Source organism: Micromonospora sp. D93 (genome assembly GCF_018070365.1).
Classification (GTDB): domain Bacteria; phylum Actinomycetota; class Actinomycetes; order Mycobacteriales; family Micromonosporaceae; genus Micromonospora; species Micromonospora ureilytica.
Genome location: NZ_JAGPXW010000006.1, coordinates 290,493 through 307,428, shown reverse-complemented (window position 1 = coordinate 307,428; position 16,936 = coordinate 290,493). Strand labels below are relative to the sequence as shown.

The window sequence follows — 16,936 nt, the reverse complement described above, 5'->3', positions numbered from 1 at the left end:
CTCGCGCGCCCCCGATTGGCTACCTGTACTCGATCTGCCTACTGGTCATGACGAAGCCGGGCCCCGCGCACTCGGCCCAGCTGATCCCGTTTGGCGACCGCCACGGGCCGACTCGCCAACCGCCGCCGAACCAGCCGCAGTTCCCCTTGACGCGGTACTCACCCGTGCCGCTCTGGCACTGCCCCCACGCGTCCCAGGGCAGCACATAGCCGACCGAGCAGTTGGACGGTGCGGCTTGCGCCGGACTCGCCGCCAGCACCCCGGTGGACAACGCCAGGGTCGCTACAACGGCGACCCGTAGCGCCTTGGTTCCAATGCTTGACATACGGTCCACTCCGATCGACGACGTTCTGTGGTCATGAACAGAATGGAACGCCGGGGAGCCGCCCTCATTGACGCTGAGCGCACACCCCTTGACCGTCAGCGCACTCTTCGGGTCCGACCTGCTGACGGCGATAGTCACCGGGCGGGACCCCGTACGCCTGCTTGAACGCCCGATTGAACGCGGTCGGGTCGGAGAATCCCCAGCGGGCGCCGATGGCGTGCACCGGGCGCGCGGCGAGTGCCCGGTCACGCAGGTCGCGACGACAGCGATCAAGGCGGCGCTCGCGGATCCATCCGGAGACCGTCAGCCCTTGGTCCTGGAACAGCAACTGTAGAGACCGCACGGAGATGTTGTGCGCCGCCGCGACCACCGATGGCGACAGAGCCCGATCCGAGAGCCGCTTCTCGATGAAGTCGAAGATCCTTCGTTGCAGCAGCCGTTGCCCGGCGTCCCGGGCCGCGCCACCGTTGCTGAGATGACCGGCCAGGACGGACGTGACGAGATCGACGACCACGTTCGCGAGCCGCATCCCCTCGGCCGGCTGGTACGCGTCGACCGAGCCCATCAGTTGCTGGGCGACGTTCACCATCAGGGCGCCGATCCCCCTGCCGATCGGAAGGGGGCGTGCCACGGCGGCGTTCAGCACCGACGGCTTGAACGGCAGCGCCACGCGAGGCACCTGCACGATGAGGTGCTTCACCGGCTCGCGGTTGACGACCACCCCTGGCTGTGAGGTGTCGATGACGACGAAGTGGTCGGTGTCGACCTCGGCGTCCCGGCCGACATGCCGTACGCCGAGCCGACCGCGCAGCGGCAGCGACACGTAGTAGAGGTCGGGGTCGGACCGTCGGATGATCCGGGCCGTACGGGTCGCGCGTAGTGGTGGATAGGACACCGTGGACAGCTGTACCGGGCCGAGGTCGAGCACCCTGACCGTGGCGGTGAAGTCGTTGACGCTGTCGGTGGTCACGACTGTGCTGATAAGCGCGTTGGACGTCATCTCGTGCCAGGCGTCGAAGCGATCGCCTGCCGGAAGGTCGGCTGTACGGAACTGAGCCAGCTGCACGCCCGTCTCCTCACGCGTGGCTACCCCGGCATGTACCGCTGCGCCGGACTACCTCGGAGGCTGGCAGGGCGGCCTGACCAAACCCTTACCAAGATCGACTCGGTTTTCGGGAAGTCGGGGAGTCGCCGGCCCTCGGACCCCCCCGGATTCAAGAAGACCGAGTCGATCTTGCAGTCGGCCGGCCAGGCAGCCAGGCAGGCCGGGCGGCGTCAGTACGACTTGTCCTGGCCGAGGACGTGTTGGGCCACGAAGTTGAGGATCATCTCGCGGCTGACCGGGGCGATCCGCCCGGCCCGGACCGCGCCGAGCAGGGTCGCCACCCCGTACTCGGTGGTCATGCCGGCCCCGCCGAGCACCTGGACGGCGGTGTCCACGGCGAGCGCGGCAGCCTCCCCGGCCGCGTACTTGGCCATGTTGCCGGCCACCCCGGCCTCCAGGTCGCGGCCGGCGTCGTACAGGGTGGCCGCTTTCTGGATCATGAGGCGGGCCAGCTCCACCTGCACGGCCGCGTGTGCCAGCGGATGCGACACCCCCTGGTGGGAGCCGATGCTGCGACCACCCCAGACCTTGCGGGTGGCGGTGTACTCACTGGCCCGCTCGATGGCGTACCGGCCGGTGCCGGCGCCCATCGCGGCCACCGTGATCCGCTCCGGGTTGAGCCCGGCGAAGAGCGCCGGCAGCCCGGCGTCCAGCGACTCACCGAGCAGCGCGTCGGCGGGCACCCGAACGTCGTCCAGGTAGAGCAGGAACTGGTTCTCCGGGGACACGATCTCCATGTCCAGCTTGGACCGGGTCAACCCGGCCGCGTCGGTCGGCACCAGGAACAACGCCGGCTTCAGCTTCTGCGGAGACGCATCAGCTGAACCGGCTGGGCCGTCATCGACGGCGACACGCGCCACCACCAGCACGTGACCGGCCTCGTCGACCCCGGAGATGTAGCACTTGCGGCCGTTGAGCAGCCAGCCGTCGCCGTCGCGGCGAGCCACAGTGCCGAGCCGGTGGAAGTTGGAACCGGCCTCCGGCTCGGTGATCGCGAAGACGATCTTCTGCGAGCCGTCGGCGAGGCCCGGCAGGTGCCGTTTGCGCTGCTCCTCGGTGCCGTGCCGGCTGAGGACTGTCGCCGCGATGGCGGGGGAGACCACAAGCAGCAGCAGCGGGCAACCCGCCGCCGCCAGCTCCTCGCAGACGATGGCCAGCTCGGTGATGCCGCCGCCCCCGCCGCCGTACTCGGTGGGGATGTTGACCCCCAGGTAGCCGAGCCGCCCGGCGTCCGCCCAGAGTTCGGTGGTGTGTTCGCCAGCCTTCGCCTTCTCGACGAAGTAGGCGTGGCCGTAGCGGCGGCCGAGCGCCCGCACGGCGTCGCGCAGCTGGTCCTGTTCGGGGGTGAGGTCGAAGGTCATCGGCTGTCCTTTTCGTCGACAACTGCCAACACGGCGCCCGTCTGCACCTGACCGCCGGTCGGCACCGGCAGCTCGGCGACCACGCCGTCGATCGGGGCGAGCACGGGATGTTCCAGCTTCATCGCTTCCAGCGTGAGCAGCGGATCGCCGGCCGTGACCCGCTGGCCTACCTGGACGTGCACCCGGGTCACCACGCCGGGCAGTGGCGCGAGCAGCGACCCGCTCGCCACCGCCGCGGTGGGCAGCGGGAGACGCGGCAGCTCGGCCAGGCTCGCCGCCCCGTCCGGACCGTCCACGAAGACAGCCGACCCCGCCCGGTGTACGCGGTACGCGCGCCGAACTCCGTCGACGTCGAGCACCACCCGGTCCGGGGTGACCTCCACAAGCGCCACGTCCGAGTCTCCCGCTGATTCGGCGGGGTCCCTGGTCGGTGTGCTGGACCAGTCGGCGAGCCGGCCGGTCCGGTCCAGGCGGTAGCGGATCTCGATCTCGTCACCGCCCGGCCCGACGAAGCGGGTGACCTGCGGGACGGCTGGCACGTTGCGCCAGCCGGAGGGGAGCCCGCCCAGCACCTGCGCGGTTGCTCGGCGATGGGCCGCACCCGCCAGTGCGGCGGCGAGGGCGGTGATCGGCAGCCGGTCGGCGGGGAGCAGCGGGGCGAAGACCTCCGAGTGCCGGTCCAGGAAACCCGTGTCGATCTCCACGGCGGCGAACGCGGCGCTACGCAGCACCCGGACCAGTAGGTCCCGGTTGGTGGTCACCCCGTGCAGCTCGGCCCGGGCCAGCGCACTGGCCAGCAGCCGGGTCGCCTCCGCGCGGGTACGACCCCACGCGATCACCTTCGCGAGCATCGAGTCGTAGTGCACCCCGACCACCGAACCGGCCACCACACCCGAGTCGAGCCGCAGACCCGGCCCGGCCAGCCCACCGAACTCGGTCGCCACCGCGCCAACTGTGAACCGGTGCAGGGCCCCGGTGGCCGGCCGCCAACCCGCCGCCGCGTCCTCCGCGCACAGGCGTACCTCGATCGCGTGTCCGGTGCTCTCCGGCAGGGTCGCCGGCAGCGGCTCGCCCTCGGCGACGAGCAGTTGCAAGCCCACCAGGTCCAGCCCGGTGCACAACTCGGTGACCGGGTGCTCCACCTGGAGCCGGGTGTTCATCTCCAGGAAGAAGAACTCACCGCCCGGGGCGAGCAGGAACTCCACGGTGCCCGCGCCCAGGTAGTCCACAGCGCGCCCGGCGGCCACCGCCGCCTCGTGCAACGCCGTCCGCACCCGCTCGGGCACGACCGCCGGCGCCTCCTCGACGATCTTCTGATGGCGCCGCTGGATCGAGCACTCCCGGTCACCGAGGGCCACCACCCGACCGTGCGAATCGCCGAAGATCTGCACCTCGACGTGCCGGCCGCGCTCGACGTACCGCTCGATGAAGACAGTGCCGTCGCCGAACGCGGCAGCCGCCTCCCGGCTGGCGCTCGCGGCGGCCTCGGCCAGTTCGTCGGCCTCCCGCACGATCCGCATCCCGCGCCCGCCGCCACCGGCGGACGCCTTCACCAGCACCGGGAAGTCAGTGACGTCGTCGGTGTCGGTCCAGCTCGGCAGCATCGGCACGCCCGCCTCGGCGAGCAGTGCCTTCGCCGCGAGCTTGTCGCCCATCGCGGCGATCACCTTGGCCGGCGGCCCGACCCAGGTCAGTCCCGCGTCGGTCACCGCCGCCGCGAACTCCGCGTTCTCGGCGAGGAAGCCGTAGCCCGGGTGGACCGCGTCCGCGCCGCTGCGCCGGGCCGCGTCCAGGATCAGGTCGACCCGCAGGTACGTCTCGGCCGGCGAACTCCCCGGCAGGCGTACACCCAGGTCGGCCTCGGCCACGAAGGGCGCGTCGGCGTCCGCGTCGGAATACACGGCGACGGTCTGCACGCCCATCGCCCGGCAGGTGGCGAAGACCCGGCGGGCGATCTCACCCCGGTTCGCCACGAGCACTCGGTTGATCATGAGTCGTCCGCCCCCTACATCCGGAAGACGCCGAAGCTGTCGGCGCCCTTCACCGGTCCGTTGTGGATCGCCGAGAGGCAGAGCCCGAGGACGGTCCGGGTGTCCCGGGGGTCGATCACCCCGTCGTCGTAGAGCCGACCGGAGAGGAAGAGCGCGCCGGACTGCGACTCGATCTGCTGCTCGACCATCATCCGCATCGCCGCGTCGGACTCCTCGTCGTAGTCGCGCCCCCGTGCGGCAGCCGCCTGCCGGGCCACGATCGACAGCACCCCCGCGAGCTGCGCCGGGCCCATCACCGCCGACTTCGCGTTCGGCCAGGTGAACAGGAACCTCGGCTCGTACGCCCGGCCGCACATGCCGTAGTTGCCGGCCCCGTACGAGGCGCCCAGGTTCACGGTCAGGTGCGGCACCGTCGAGTTCGACACCGCGTTGATCATCAGGGCACCGTGCTTGATGATGCCGCGCTGCTCGTACTCGGTGCCGACCATGTAGCCGGTGGTGTTCTGCAAGAAGACCAACGGGGTGTCCGAGGCGTTCGCCAGCTGGATGAACTGGGCCGCCTTCTGCGCCTCCGCGCTGAACAGCACCCCTCGGGCGTTGGCCAGCACCCCCACCGGGTACCCGTGCAGCTCGCCCCAACCGGTGACCAGCGCATCCCCGTACGCCGGCTTGAACTCGTCGAAGTCGCTGCCGTCGAGGATCCGGGCCAGCACCTCCCGGGGGTCGAACGGCACCTTCAGGTCGGCGCTGGTGACGCCGAGCAGCTCCTCCGGGTCGTACTTCGGCGGCTGCGGCACCGCCGTACGCGGCGACGGGCCCCGCTTGCGCCAGTTCAGCCGGCGGACGCACTGCCGGGCCAGCCGGATGCCGTCCCGTTCGTCCGCGGCCAGATAGTCGGCGAGCCCGGACGTGCCGGCGTGCATCGCCGCGCCACCCAACGACTCGTCGTCGGTGACCTCACCGGTCGCCATCTTCACCAGCGGTGGACCGGCCAGGTAGACCTGCGACCGGTCCCGAATCATGATCACGTGATCGGACATCCCCGGCACGTACGCGCCACCGGCCGTCGCGTTGCCGAAGACCACGCTGACAGTGGGGATGCCGGCCGCCGAGAGCCGGGTGAGGTCACGGAACACCCGACCACCGGGGATGAAGATCTCCGCCTGGGTGGGCAGGTCCGCCCCGGCCGACTCGACCAGGTTGACCATGGGCAACCGGTTGGCCAGGGCTATCTCGCCGGCCCGCCGGGTCTTGGCGAGCGACCACGGGTTGACAGCGCCCCCGCGTACCGTCGGGTCGTTGGCCACGATCAGGCACTCCACGCCCTCGACGACCCCGATACCGGTGACCACGCTGGCTCCGACCGGAAAATCCGAGCCGTACGCGGCGACGGGCGACAACTCCAGGAAGGGGCTGTCGGCGTCCACCAGCAGCTCGATCCGCTCCCGGGGGAGCAGCTTGCCGCGTGCGTGATGCCGGGTCACGTACTTCTCGCCGCCACCCGCCCGCGCCTGATCCAGCGCGGCGTCCAACTCGGCCAACCGCTCCAGCAGGGCGGCCCGGTTCGCGACGTACGAGGGTGCGGACGGATCGACCGCGCTGTCCAGGATGGTCACAGGCCGATGCCTTTCGCGATGATCTCGTTCATGATCTCGGTGGTGCCGCCGCCGATGCCGAGGATCCGCGCGTCGCGGTAGTGCCTCTCCACCTCGGCGTCGCGCAGGTAACCGAAGCCGCCGTGCAACTGCAACGCCTGGTCGACGACGTGGTCGCAGGCGGCCACCGCCACGTTCTTCGCCATCGCCACCTCGGTCACCACCGGCTCGCCGGCAGCGACCCGACCCGCGACCTCGTGCACGTACGACCGGGCCGCCTCGGCCCGCGTGTGCATCTCGGCCAACCGGTGTCGGATCAGCTGCCGGCTGGCCAGCGGACGCCCGAAGGTCTCCCGGTCCCGGCACCAGCGCACCGCCAACTCGACACAGCGCTGCGCGGTCGCGTACGCCTGCGTCGCCAGGGACAGCCGTTCCGCCGCGAAGTGCTGCATGATCGCCAGAAAGCCGGTGTTCTCCGCGCCGATCCGGTTGGTGACCGGCACCCGCACGTCCGCGAACGACAGCTCGGCGGTGTCCGAGCAGTGCCAGCCCAGCTTCTCCAACCGGCGTCCCACTGTGAACCCGGGCGACCCCTTGTCGATGACCAGCAGGGTGAGTTCACCGCTGCCGGGGAAGTCGGTACACACCGCGGTGGTCACGAAGTCGGCCCGGTGCCCACTGGTGATGTACGTCTTCGACCCGTTCACCACGTAGTGGTCGCCGTCGCGGCGGGCGGTCGTGCGGATGCCGGCCACGTCCGAACCACCGTCCGGCTCGGTGACGGCAAGCGCGCCGATCATCGTGCCGGACAGGGTGGGCCGGACGTACCGCTCGATCAGACTGTCGTCGCCCGGGGACGCGGTGCCGCCGAGTCGACCGCCCAGCGAGCCACCGGTGCGCGCACCGGCCGCCGCGACCATGTGCGGCAACGCGATGCCGTGCGTGAACAGGGCCGCCACCAGCCCGGACGAGCCGCCGGAGCGGATCAGCTCCTCGGTCACGATGATCGAGTCGAGCAGGTCACCGCCGCTGCCACCGACCGACTCCGGGAAGCCGATGCCGAGCAGGCCGAGCTTCGCGGCGGTGGCGTGCAGCGCCCGGGGCACCTCGCCGGCCCGCTCCCAGTCGTCCAGGTGCGGCAACACCTCCCGGGTCACGAACGCCCGGGTCAGCTCGCGTAGCTGCCGGCGCTCCGGGGTGTCCACGATGCTCACCGGCTTTCCCCCGTCGGAAGGTCGACCGGCAGGTCGACGATCCGGGCGCGCAGCAGCTCGCCGAGCGCCTTGGCCTGCGGGTCGAACCGGGTGGAGGCGGCCACCCCCGCGCCGAGCAGGCCCTCGATCACGAAGTTGACCGCGCGCAGGTTCGGCAACTCATAGCGCCGTACCGACAGCGGCGCGGTCTCCGGCAACAGCTCGGCCAGCCGTTCGACTGTCAACCAGGTCCGCAGCCACGCGTACCCGGCATCGGTTCGCGCCCAGACACCGAGGTTGGCGTCGCCGCCCTTGTCTCCGGAGCGCGCGCCGACCACCTCGCCGAGCGCCCCGCGCCGGGTCGGGCCGTCGACCGCCGCGTCGCCACCCGGGGCGGACTCGTCCTGCGGGGTGGGTGCGGTACGGATCGGCGGGGCGATCGGCACCCGCTCGCCACCGGGCAGCACCGCTACGTGCGCCACAGCGTCCTGCGCCACCGCGTCGGAGGTGAAGACGCCGTACGGTGTCGCGTCGCCGGGCAGCGTGGTCAGCGTGCAGCCCGGATACGAGGCCAGGGCCAGCTCCACCGCGGCGGCCGAGAACGCCCGCCCGGCCCGCGCCTTGTCGCCGTCGCGCAGGTGTACGTGCAGCAGGGCGCTGGCAGCCTCGGTGTCGGCGGCGTCCGGATGGTCGGTCCGGGCCAGCGTGAACTCCAGCCCGTCCTTGCCCACCGCCTCCTCGACCTGCCCCCGGACCAGGGCAGCCTTCGCCTCGACGTTCAGCCCGCAGAGGACGAAGGTCATCGAGTTGCGGAAGCCGCCGAGGTTGTTGACGCCCACCTTCAGCGTGAGCGGCGGCGGTGCGCCCCGAACGCCTGCGACCCGGACCCGGTCCGGCCCGTCGGGGCGCAGCGTCACAGTGTCCAGTCGGGTGACCACGTCCGGCCCGAGGTAGGACGGCCCGCCGATCTCGTAGAGCAGCTGGGCGGTGACCGTCTCCACTGTGACCGCGCCACCGGTGCCCGGATGTTTGGTGACCACGGACGAGCCGTCGGAGTGCACCTCGACGATCGGGAATCCGGGCCGGTGACCGCCGTCGGGCAACTCGGTGAAGAAGCTGAAGTTGCCGCCGGTGACCTGTGCGCCGCACTCGACGAGGTGCCCCGCGACAGTGGCTCCGGCCAGCTCGTCGAGGTCGTCGCGGCCCCACCCGTACCGGGCGATGGCAGGGCCGACCACCAGCGACGCGTCGGTGACCCGACCGGTGACCACCACGTCCGCACCGGCGTCGAGGCAGGCGGCGATCCCGAACGCGCCGAGGTAGGCGTTCGCGCTCAACGCGTCCGGTCGCTGGATCGTGTCACCCTCGACGTACCCGATCTGGGCCGGCAGCCCGAGCCGCTCGGCGAGCTTCGCGATGGCGGCGGCCAGGCCGGCCGGGTTCAACCCGCCGGCGTTCGTCACGATCCGCACCCCTCGGTCGAGGGCGGTGCCGAGGCAGGTCTCCAGTTGCCGCAGGAACGTCTTCGCGTAGCCCAGGTCGGGGTCGCGCAGGCGGTCGCGGGCGAGGATCAGCATGGTCAACTCGGCCAGATAGTCGCCGGTCAGCACGTCCAGCTCACCACCGTCGAGCATCTCCCGCCAGGCGGTGAACCGGTCGCCGTAGAAGCCGGAGGCGTTGCCAATGCGGATCATGCCCGTACCCCGTTTCCGCCGGCCGGCTTCCGGCCGTCACCCGGCGGCCCGGCGAAGGCCTGAGCCACGTCGAGCCACTCGTCGGCGACCGGCCCGGTGGCGACCAGCGCGAGGTCCGCGCGGTGTCGGCGCTGGGTGACCAGCTGGCAGAAGTCCCGGGCCGAGCCGGTGACCCGATCGCCGGCGTCCGCCGGACCCCAGGTCCACGTGTCGCCGCCGGGCCCGACCAGCTCCACCCGGACCGGCGCCGTCGGCGCCTCCCGGCCGTGCGCGGCGAAGCCGTGCCCGAGGGTACGCACACCCAGGTGCGCCACGTGCCGAAGTCGGTCGCTGTCGGGGCGAACCACGGCCAGGGCGTCGGCCACGTCCGCGCCGTGCGCCCACGTCTCCATGATCCGGGCGGTGGCCATCGAGGTGGCCGACATCCGGGTGCCGTACCAGGGCAGCTTGCCACCGGCCGGAACGGCGGCCAGTGCGTCGACGAGCGCGGTTCGCCCGGCCCGCCAGCGGGCGAGAAGGTCGGCCGGCGGGGCGAGGAATTCCTCGGCGCCGACGTCGACGAGTCGGGTCACGTCCGACGCGGCGGTCACCGTCGCGTAGAACGCCTCGGGATCGGTGGCGGCCAACAGAGCGACGTGGTCGGTCCAGGCGAGGTGGGCGATCTGATGCCCGATGCTCCAGCCCGGCGCGGGGGTCGGCCTCGCCCAGTCGTCCGCGGGCAGTGGTGCCACCAGGGCGTCCAACTGGGCGGACTCGTCGGCCAGGTCCGTGAGCAGGTCGCTGAGGTCGACCATGGTGCCTCCGGTCGGTGGTGGCCGGTGCGGCCGGCGGTCAGGGCGTGAGCAGGGTGGCGAGCTGGCGCTTCCAGGTGGTCAACAGGGCGGCCCGGCGGGCGGAGTCGTCGCTGAGCAGGTTGGCCACCCCGAGCCCGCGGAGCAGGTCGAGCGTGGCCTGCACCGCTTCGCGGACACCGGGTCGACGCTCGTCGACACCGAGCAGGGCGACGGTGAGCCGGTGCATCTCCCGCCCGACCGTCGCCTCCAGCGGCACCAGCGCGTCCCGGAGCTCCCGATCGGTGCGGGCGGCGACCCAGAGTTCCAGTGCGGCCACGAACAGCGGCCCGGTGAACGCCACGGCGAGCAGGTCGACGACCCGGTCCAACCGTTGTGGCCCAGCCGGCAGCGCCTCGGCCTCGGTGCGCAACTCGTCGGCCCGTCGCTCGGCCAGATGGGCCACGGCGGCCGTCACCAGCGCTGCCTTCGTCGGGTAGTGGTGCAGCTGCGCCCCACGCGAAACACCGGCCCGCGCCGCGACGACGGTGGTCGTGGTGCCGGACCAGCCGTGCTCGATCAGGCAGTCGACGGTCGCCTCCAGCAGCCGGGCCTGGGTGGCGCGGCTGCGTTCCTGCTGAGGGACACGCGTCGATGTGGTGGGCACGGGGACAGCCTGGGGCCTACGAAACAAACAGTCAAGACTGACTTTTTTCAGGCCCATGTCCCTCGGGTGGGCGCGGCGGGTGGACTCGCGATGGTGTGGCGGGCGCACGAGGTGGCTCGGGTGCGTTGGTCTCGCTTTGGAGCTGATGTCACAAACGAATCGCCCCTCGACCTTGCCGTCGACCTTGCCGTCGACCGCGCACCCGCTGGCCGCACCCGCTGGCCGCACCCGCTGGCCGCACCCGCTGGCCGCACCCGCTGGCCGCACCCGCTGGCCGCACCCGTCGAACTCGCCCGCCGATCACCTGCGGCTGATGCCGCAAACGATTCAGCTCCAAAGGCTTCCCGACCCATATCCCGGCTCCCGGCCCAGCGGTGCTCGGACTGCCGCCCAGTCGCGCTCGGACCGCCGGCTCAGTGGCGGTCCGACCGCTCGCTCAGCGGCCGTCCGACCGCTCGCTCAGCGGCCGTCGCGGGGGCCGAAGGCGGTCAGCGCGTCGGCGTCGCTGTGCTGGGAGCGCAGGTACTCGTCGGCCCAGGCGGCGGCGTCGGGAAAGGTCGACTCCGTCGCCACCCGGGCGCAGGCCGCGTCCACGTCGAAGGCGGTGCGGCGCAGCTGGACGCCCGACCCGAGCAGCGCCCACCACGCGCCCACACCCCCGTACGGCATGCCGATGCTGCCCGGGTTGACCACCAGACGCCGATCGACCAGCCGGGTGAAGGGCATGTGCGTGTGGCCGCAGACCACGGTGGAGACCTCGGCGGGAAGACCATCGAACACCTCGGCCCAGCGCGCCATCCGGGAGTCGACGAGCACGACCTCCTCGTCATCGCGGGGCGTCGCGTGGCAGAACAGCGTCGGCCCGAGGCCGTCGACCTCCAGCGTCACCGTCGCCGGCAGCGCGGCGAGCCGGGCGACCTGGTCGTCGCGCAGCTGCCCGGCGGCCCAGTTCGACACCTCGATCGACGCGGGGCGGCCGGTCCGGGCCTCGACCAGCTCGCGATCGGCGTTGCCGCCGACCCAGCACACCCGGTCGCCCAGGCCGGCGAGCACGTCCAGCACCTCGACCGGTTGCGGGCCCGCGGCGATGTCACCGGTGAGCACGATCAGATCGGCGGCGGCGACGTCCGGCTCGGCCAGTACAGCCTCCAGCGCCGGCAGGACGCCATGGATGTCGGAGAGCACGGCAACACGGTTCACCATGGCCCCACCCTCACCGCTGACACCGCACCCGGGCCAGCGATTCTGCGTCGGGCAGACATGGCAAACGTCCCCGCCTGCTGTTGGTGGCGGCAGGCGGGGACGTTTCGTGCTGCTCAGACGTCAGACGCGGGCGCGACGGGCCAGGCGCTCCGGGTCCAGGATGATGATGCTCTTGCCGTCCAGGCGCAGCCAGCCGCGCGAGGCGAAGTCGGCAAGCGCCTTGTTGACGGTCTCCCGGGAGGCGCCGACGAGCTGGGCGATCTCCTCCTGGGTGAGGTCGTGGGTCACCCGCAGAACGCCGCCGTCGCGGGTGCCGAAGCGGCCCGCCATCTGGAGCAGGTTCTTGGCGACCCGGCCCGGCACGTCCGTGAAGATCAGGTCGGCGAGCGAGTCGTTGGTCCGGCGCAGCCGCCGGGCGAGCACCCGGAGCAACTGCTCGGCGATCTCCGGGCGGTTGTTGAGCCACGGCCGCAGCGCCTGCTTACGCAGCCGCACCAGCCGGGTGTCGGTAACCGCGGTGGCGGTCGCCGTACGCGGACCCGGGTCGAAGAGCGACAGCTCACCGACCATGTCCGACGGCCCCATCACCGCGATCAGGTTCTGTCGGCCGTCCGCTGCGCGGCGACCAACCTTGATCTTCCCGGACAGCAGGATGTAGAGGCTGTCACCGGGCTCGCCCTCATTGAAGACGATCTCGCCCTTGCGGACTTCGATCGTCTCCATCTCCTTGGCAAGCGCCTCGGCAGCTTCCGGGTCAACACCCTGGAAGATCCCGCTGCGGGCCAGTACCTCGTCCATTGCGCACCTCCGGTTGCGCGTGCCGTCCGTCGGCCGGGGCCGCCGTCCGCTGATCCCCTCGCGCGCCGCCAAGTCTAGGCGCACGTGAGCATGAATCAGAGGTCGCCCCTGGAATCTTGATCGGTGGGCGTAACCTGCCCGACGTGCTGAGCGAGCCGATTCTGACCAGCCGCGCCGAGGACGGGCGGCACGTTCCGCTGCTCGTCTGGCGCGCGGGCGCGCCACTACGGGCGGTCAGCAGCGGCCCGCTGGGCGGTGGCATCGGGGTCCGGCGGTGGGTACTGAACGCGACAGTATCGATGTCGTACGACCGGGAGGACCCGGCGGCGCACCTGGCCTCGCTCGCCGCTGAGCTGGCCCTCGACGGGCCCGGGGTTGGTCTGCTGACCGGTGTCGACGTGACCGAGGTGGTGGCGCGGACCGACACCGGGGTGCGGGCCTGGGCGACGGTCGGGCTCGGCACGCCGGTGCCCGCGGCCGCGCCGACGCCGGCCGCGCTCGCCCAACGGGTCGGCACTGTCAACATCGTGGTGTACGTGCCGGCCCGGCTCGCCGACTCGGCACTGGTCAACGCGGTGGCGACCGCGACCGAGGCGAAGACCCAGGCGATCACCGAGCTGGGGATGCCGGGGACCGGCACGCCCACCGACGCGGTCACAGTGCTCTGCCCGGCGGTCGGGCCGGAGGCGGCGTACGGCGGCCCGCGCTCCACCTGGGGCGCCCCGCTCGCCCGAGCGGTGCACGCAGCGGTGCTCGCCGGTGGCGCCCGGTCGGTCGTGCCATGGTCCGAGCAGGTCAGGGGCGCAAAGTCCACCCGATCGGCTGTCGTTAGCGCGTTTAACGACCGGTAGGGTCGCGGGCGATGTATGCTCCCGCCCCCCTCGCGTCCCGCCCGCGCCGCCGCGTCGCCCTCGGCCTCGCCGCGCTGCTGGCCGCCCTCCTCGTGGCCGGCTGCGCCGACCCCGGTGGAGAGGCGCCCGTCTGGCAGCCCGGCGCGGGAGGTGGTGGCACCGGCGCTCCGGTGTCCACGGCCGGCCCGAAGGCCACCGGGCCCGCAGCTTCCGGTCCGGGTGGCGCGATCTCGCTCTCCGCCACCGGCGACATCATCATGGGCAACGCGCCCAGTCGGCTGCCCGCCGGCGGCGGTAAGGGCTTCTTCAACTCGGTCACCGAGGCGCTCAAGGCCGACCTGGTGATGGGCAACCTGGAGGAGCCGCTGACCGTCGACACCGGCACCGGCAAGTGCGGGGCCAACTCCACCCGTTGCTTCCAGTTCCGGGCCCCGCCGGAGTACGCCGCGCACCTGCGCGACGCCGGCTTCGACGTGCTCAACCAGGCCAACAACCACGGCTACGACTACGGGCCCAAGGGCTACGAGAACACCCAGAAGGCGCTGAAGAAGTACGACCTGGAGCACACCGGCGCACCGAACGAGATCACCGTGGTCGACGTCAAGGGCGTCAAGGTCGCCGTCGCCGGCTTCTCGTCGTACGTCTGGTCCAACAGCCTCGTCGACATCGCCAAGGCGAAGGCGGTGGTCGCCAAGGCCGCCACCATGGCCGACCTGGTCGTGGTGCAGGTGCACATGGGCGGCGAGGGTGCCGACAAGACCCGGGTGAAGCCGGGCACCGAGATGTTCCTGGGCGAGAACCGGGGCGACCCGGTGAAGTTCTCGCACGCCATGATCGACGCTGGCGCCGACCTGATCGTCGGGCACGGCCCGCACGTGCTGCGCGGGATGGAGTTCTACAAGGGGCGCCTGATCGCGTACAGCCTGGGCAACTTCGCCGGCGGCGGCAACTCGCTGAGCAACGACGGTCGCCTCGGCTGGGGCGGGGTGCTGAAGGTGTCGCTCAAGCCGGACGGCAGCTGGGCCGGCGGCTCGTTCACCTCGACGTACATGAACTCCGCCGGCAAGCCGACGATGGACCCGGACGACCGGGGTCTGGGTCTGGTCACCGAGTTGAGCCGCGCCGACTTCCCGAAGGGCGGCGCTCGCCTCGACGGGCAGGGGAAGATCTCGCCGCCGGCCGCCGGCTGACCCGAGGAGGACCGTCCGGGGTGCGACGTAGGCTGACCGTCGTGACCAGTAGCCCTGCCGGTGTCAGCGAGACCGATCTCGGGCGCAAACGCCGTGCCCGCAAGATCGGCCGGGTGCTGACCGAGACGCACCCCGACGCGCATTGTGAGCTGGACCACTCCAACGCTCTGGAGTTGGCCGTCGCCACGATCCTGTCCGCGCAGTGCACGGACAAGAAGGTCAACGAGGTCACCCCGAAGCTCTTCGCCCGCTACCCGAGCGCTGCCGCGTACGCCGGCGCCGACCGGGGCGAGATGGAGGAGCTGATCCGGCCCACCGGCTTCTACCGCAACAAGACCGACTCGCTGCTCAAGCTCGGTCAGGCCCTCCTCGACCGGTACGACGGCCAGGTCCCGGGCCGGCTCGTCGACCTGGTGACGCTCCCCGGCATCGGCCGCAAGACCGCCAACGTGATCCTCGGCAACGCCTTCGACGTCCCGGGCATCACCGTCGACACGCACTTCCAGCGACTGGTCAACAGGTGGCGGCTGACCACCGAAACCGACCCGGTCAAGATCGAGCACGCGATCGGCGCGCTGTACGACAAGCGCGACTGGACCATGCTCTCGCACCGGATCATCTTCCACGGTCGACGGGTCTGCCACGCCCGCAAGCCGGCCTGTGGCGCGTGCACCCTCGCGAAGCTCTGCCCCTCGTACGGCACCGGCCCGACCGAGCCGGCGGCCGCCGCCAAGCTGCTGAAGGGCCCCCGGGCGCGTGACCTCGCGGTTGCCGCCGGGATCGACCCGGAGCTGGTGCCGGCGCAGGCGATCACTGCGGAGGTGCCGTGAACCGCCGCCTCGCCCTCGCCGTCCTGCCGTTGTTGCTGGCCCTCACCGCGTGCACCAGCGGCACCGTCGACGACGATCCGGCACCGCGTCCGGCCGCAGCTGAGCGCCCATCCCCGTTCCAGGACTGCGCCACGCTGAGCACGGCGCCCGCGGCCGCGTCGTCCGGCTCCGGCACGGCGACCCCGGCGTCGCCGGGCTCCGACCCGACGGCCCGCGCCACTGGCGGGTCGGCGCTGCCGGAGCTGACGCTCTCCTGCTTTACCGGCGGCGCCCCCGTCGTGCTGCGGGAGGTGGCCGGGCCGGCGGTGATCAATGTGTGGGCCTCCTGGTGCCCGCCGTGCCGCAAGGAGTTGCCCGCTTTCCAACGCCTCAGCGAGCGGGCCGCAGGTCAGCTCCAGGTGGTCGGGGTCAACAGCCGGGACAGCCGCAGCGGCGCCCAGTCCATCGGTGAGGACTTCGGCGTCCGGTTCCCGATCCTGGTGGACCAGGGCGAGGCCTTACAGCGTGAGCTGAAGCGCAACGCCATCCCGCTGACCCTCTTCGTCGCCGCTGATGGTCAGGTCCGGCACATCGACGCCAGCGGCGCTCTCGACGACGCCACCCTCGCCAAGCTGGTCCGCCAGCACCTCGGCCTGGCGGTGCCGGCGTGACCCGTCGGCCACCCGAGTGGATCGAGCCGTTGCTGACCCGGCTGGGCACCGCCCGCGCCGAGGACTTCACCCGGCTGATCACCCCGGCCGAGGGCGGTCGGGAGAGCGCGGTGCTGGTGCTGCTCGGCGAGCAGCCCGGCGCGGGCCCCGACGTGCTGGTCCTGCAACGCGCCGCCACCCTGCGCAACCACGCCGGTCAGCCCGCCTTCCCCGGCGGTGCGGCCGACCCGGAGGACGCCGACGTCCGCGCCACGGCCCTGCGCGAGGCGAACGAGGAGGTGGGCCTCGACCCGGCCAGCGTGACAGTGCTGGCCGAGCTGCCGAAACTGTGGATCCCGGTCAGCGACTTCGTGGTCACGCCGGTGCTGGCCTGGTGGCACGACCCGCACCCGGTGCACCCACGGGAGCCGGCCGAGGTGGCACACGTCGCCCGTCTGCCGGTCAGCGAGCTGGTCGATCCGGCCAACCGACTGCGGGTCCGCCATCCGAGCGGCTGGATCGGGCCGGCGTTCTCGGCGCGCGGGATGCTCGTCTGGGGCTTCACCGCCGGGGTGCTCGCCACCCTGCTGGAGATGGGCGGCTGGGCCCGTCCGTGGTCGCGCGGCCGGGTGGTGGAGCTTCCGCCGACCGGGGCGACACCGGCCCCGTCCGCCGGCACCGACGACGCTGACGAGAACGCCCTGCGCTGACCGCGCGGTCACCATCCGCAAGCG

At 72.0% G+C, this 16,936-nt stretch carries 16 protein-coding genes; 5 read left to right on the top strand and 11 right to left on the bottom strand.

Annotated elements, in window-relative coordinates:
* Nucleotides 1-19: 19 nt before the first annotated feature.
* The 11 genes from KBX71_RS10680 to KBX71_RS10630 all read right to left on the bottom strand — a co-directional run bounded on the left by KBX71_RS10680 (nt 20) and on the right by KBX71_RS10630 (nt 12,702).
* The gene (locus KBX71_RS10680; protein ID WP_210817779.1) at nt 20-325 is read right to left on the bottom strand and encodes a hypothetical protein; all 306 of its coding nucleotides are present in this window, start codon (nt 323-325) and stop codon (nt 20-22) included.
* A gap of 64 nt (nt 326-389) precedes the next feature.
* Complete coding sequence (locus KBX71_RS10675) at nt 390-1,391, bottom strand: helix-turn-helix domain-containing protein (RefSeq protein ID WP_210817778.1); 1,002 nt, start codon at nt 1,389-1,391, stop codon at nt 390-392.
* A gap of 209 nt (nt 1,392-1,600) precedes the next feature.
* Complete coding sequence (locus KBX71_RS10670; protein WP_210817777.1) at nt 1,601-2,791, bottom strand: acyl-CoA dehydrogenase family protein; 1,191 nt, start codon at nt 2,789-2,791, stop codon at nt 1,601-1,603.
* Entirely contained in the window at nt 2,788-4,782 is a 1,995-nt protein-coding gene (locus KBX71_RS10665; protein WP_210817776.1) for a biotin carboxylase N-terminal domain-containing protein, read from the bottom strand. Before KBX71_RS10665 ends, KBX71_RS10670 begins: the two co-directional genes overlap by 4 nt.
* 14 nt (nt 4,783-4,796) lie before the next feature.
* Nucleotides 4,797-6,398 carry an acyl-CoA carboxylase subunit beta gene (locus KBX71_RS10660; RefSeq protein WP_210817775.1) on the bottom strand — a complete coding sequence of 534 codons (1,602 nt, stop codon included), beginning with the start codon at nt 6,396-6,398 and terminating at the stop codon, nt 4,797-4,799.
* Nucleotides 6,395-7,591 (bottom strand): acyl-CoA dehydrogenase family protein, encoded by a 1,197-nt coding sequence (locus KBX71_RS10655; protein ID WP_210817774.1) that lies wholly within the window; start codon nt 7,589-7,591, stop codon nt 6,395-6,397. Before KBX71_RS10655 ends, KBX71_RS10660 begins: the two co-directional genes overlap by 4 nt.
* Nucleotides 7,588-9,264: an acyclic terpene utilization AtuA family protein gene (locus KBX71_RS10650; protein WP_210817773.1), complete on the bottom strand. Its 1,677-nt coding sequence runs from the start codon at nt 9,262-9,264 to the stop codon at nt 7,588-7,590. The genes KBX71_RS10655 and KBX71_RS10650 overlap by 4 nt, the downstream gene beginning before the upstream one ends.
* Nucleotides 9,261-10,058 carry a TIGR03084 family metal-binding protein gene (locus KBX71_RS10645; protein ID WP_210817772.1) on the bottom strand — a complete coding sequence of 266 codons (798 nt, stop codon included), beginning with the start codon at nt 10,056-10,058 and terminating at the stop codon, nt 9,261-9,263. The genes KBX71_RS10650 and KBX71_RS10645 overlap by 4 nt, the downstream gene beginning before the upstream one ends.
* A gap of 37 nt (nt 10,059-10,095) precedes the next feature.
* Nucleotides 10,096-10,701 carry a TetR/AcrR family transcriptional regulator gene (locus KBX71_RS10640; RefSeq protein ID WP_210817771.1) on the bottom strand — a complete coding sequence of 202 codons (606 nt, stop codon included), beginning with the start codon at nt 10,699-10,701 and terminating at the stop codon, nt 10,096-10,098.
* Nucleotides 10,702-11,160: 459 nt separating this feature from the next.
* The gene (locus KBX71_RS10635) at nt 11,161-11,904 is read right to left on the bottom strand and encodes a metallophosphoesterase (protein WP_210817770.1); all 744 of its coding nucleotides are present in this window, start codon (nt 11,902-11,904) and stop codon (nt 11,161-11,163) included.
* Nucleotides 11,905-12,024: 120 nt separating this feature from the next.
* A complete protein-coding gene (locus KBX71_RS10630) occupies nt 12,025-12,702 on the bottom strand; it encodes a Crp/Fnr family transcriptional regulator (RefSeq protein WP_007466162.1) in 678 nt (225 codons plus the stop codon).
* 143 nt (nt 12,703-12,845) lie between these two features.
* Here KBX71_RS10630 and KBX71_RS10625 point away from each other — a divergent pair, with 143 nt between their 5' ends.
* Genes KBX71_RS10625 through KBX71_RS10605 form a run of 5 tightly spaced genes read left to right on the top strand, consistent with a single transcriptional unit; the run spans nt 12,846 to nt 16,912 of the window.
* Nucleotides 12,846-13,553 carry an adenosylcobinamide amidohydrolase gene (locus KBX71_RS10625; protein WP_210817769.1) on the top strand — a complete coding sequence of 236 codons (708 nt, stop codon included), beginning with the start codon at nt 12,846-12,848 and terminating at the stop codon, nt 13,551-13,553.
* Between the two features lie 11 nt (nt 13,554-13,564).
* Nucleotides 13,565-14,743, top strand: a complete 1,179-nt coding sequence (locus tag KBX71_RS10620; RefSeq protein WP_210817768.1) for a CapA family protein — start codon at nt 13,565-13,567, stop codon at nt 14,741-14,743.
* A 32-nt stretch (nt 14,744-14,775) separates the two neighbouring features.
* Nucleotides 14,776-15,573 carry an endonuclease III gene (gene nth, locus KBX71_RS10615; protein WP_247683276.1) on the top strand — a complete coding sequence of 266 codons (798 nt, stop codon included), beginning with the start codon at nt 14,776-14,778 and terminating at the stop codon, nt 15,571-15,573.
* The gene (locus KBX71_RS10610; protein ID WP_210817766.1) at nt 15,570-16,223 is read left to right on the top strand and encodes a TlpA disulfide reductase family protein; all 654 of its coding nucleotides are present in this window, start codon (nt 15,570-15,572) and stop codon (nt 16,221-16,223) included. Before nth ends, KBX71_RS10610 begins: the two co-directional genes overlap by 4 nt.
* Nucleotides 16,220-16,912, top strand: coding sequence for a CoA pyrophosphatase (locus tag KBX71_RS10605; protein WP_210817765.1), 693 nt, complete (start codon nt 16,220-16,222; stop codon nt 16,910-16,912). The genes KBX71_RS10610 and KBX71_RS10605 overlap by 4 nt, the downstream gene beginning before the upstream one ends.
* Nucleotides 16,913-16,936 lie beyond the last annotated feature (24 nt).

What these genes read in the sequence shown, in the direction of transcription:
- KBX71_RS10630 (WP_007466162.1), bottom strand. Translation starts at nt 12,702, where the DNA reads ATGGACGAGGTACTGGCCCGCAGCGGGATCTTCCAGGGTGTTGACCCG.
- KBX71_RS10680 (WP_210817779.1), bottom strand. Translation starts at nt 325, where the DNA reads ATGTCAAGCATTGGAACCAAGGCGCTACGGGTCGCCGTTGTAGCGACC.
- KBX71_RS10650 (WP_210817773.1), bottom strand. Translation starts at nt 9,264, where the DNA reads ATGATCCGCATTGGCAACGCCTCCGGCTTCTACGGCGACCGGTTCACC.
- KBX71_RS10645 (WP_210817772.1), bottom strand. Translation starts at nt 10,058, where the DNA reads ATGGTCGACCTCAGCGACCTGCTCACGGACCTGGCCGACGAGTCCGCC.
- KBX71_RS10620 (WP_210817768.1), top strand. Translation starts at nt 13,565, where the DNA reads ATGTATGCTCCCGCCCCCCTCGCGTCCCGCCCGCGCCGCCGCGTCGCC.
- KBX71_RS10665 (WP_210817776.1), bottom strand. Translation starts at nt 4,782, where the DNA reads ATGATCAACCGAGTGCTCGTGGCGAACCGGGGTGAGATCGCCCGCCGG.
- KBX71_RS10635 (WP_210817770.1), bottom strand. Translation starts at nt 11,904, where the DNA reads ATGGTGAACCGTGTTGCCGTGCTCTCCGACATCCATGGCGTCCTGCCG.
- KBX71_RS10670 (WP_210817777.1), bottom strand. Translation starts at nt 2,791, where the DNA reads ATGACCTTCGACCTCACCCCCGAACAGGACCAGCTGCGCGACGCCGTG.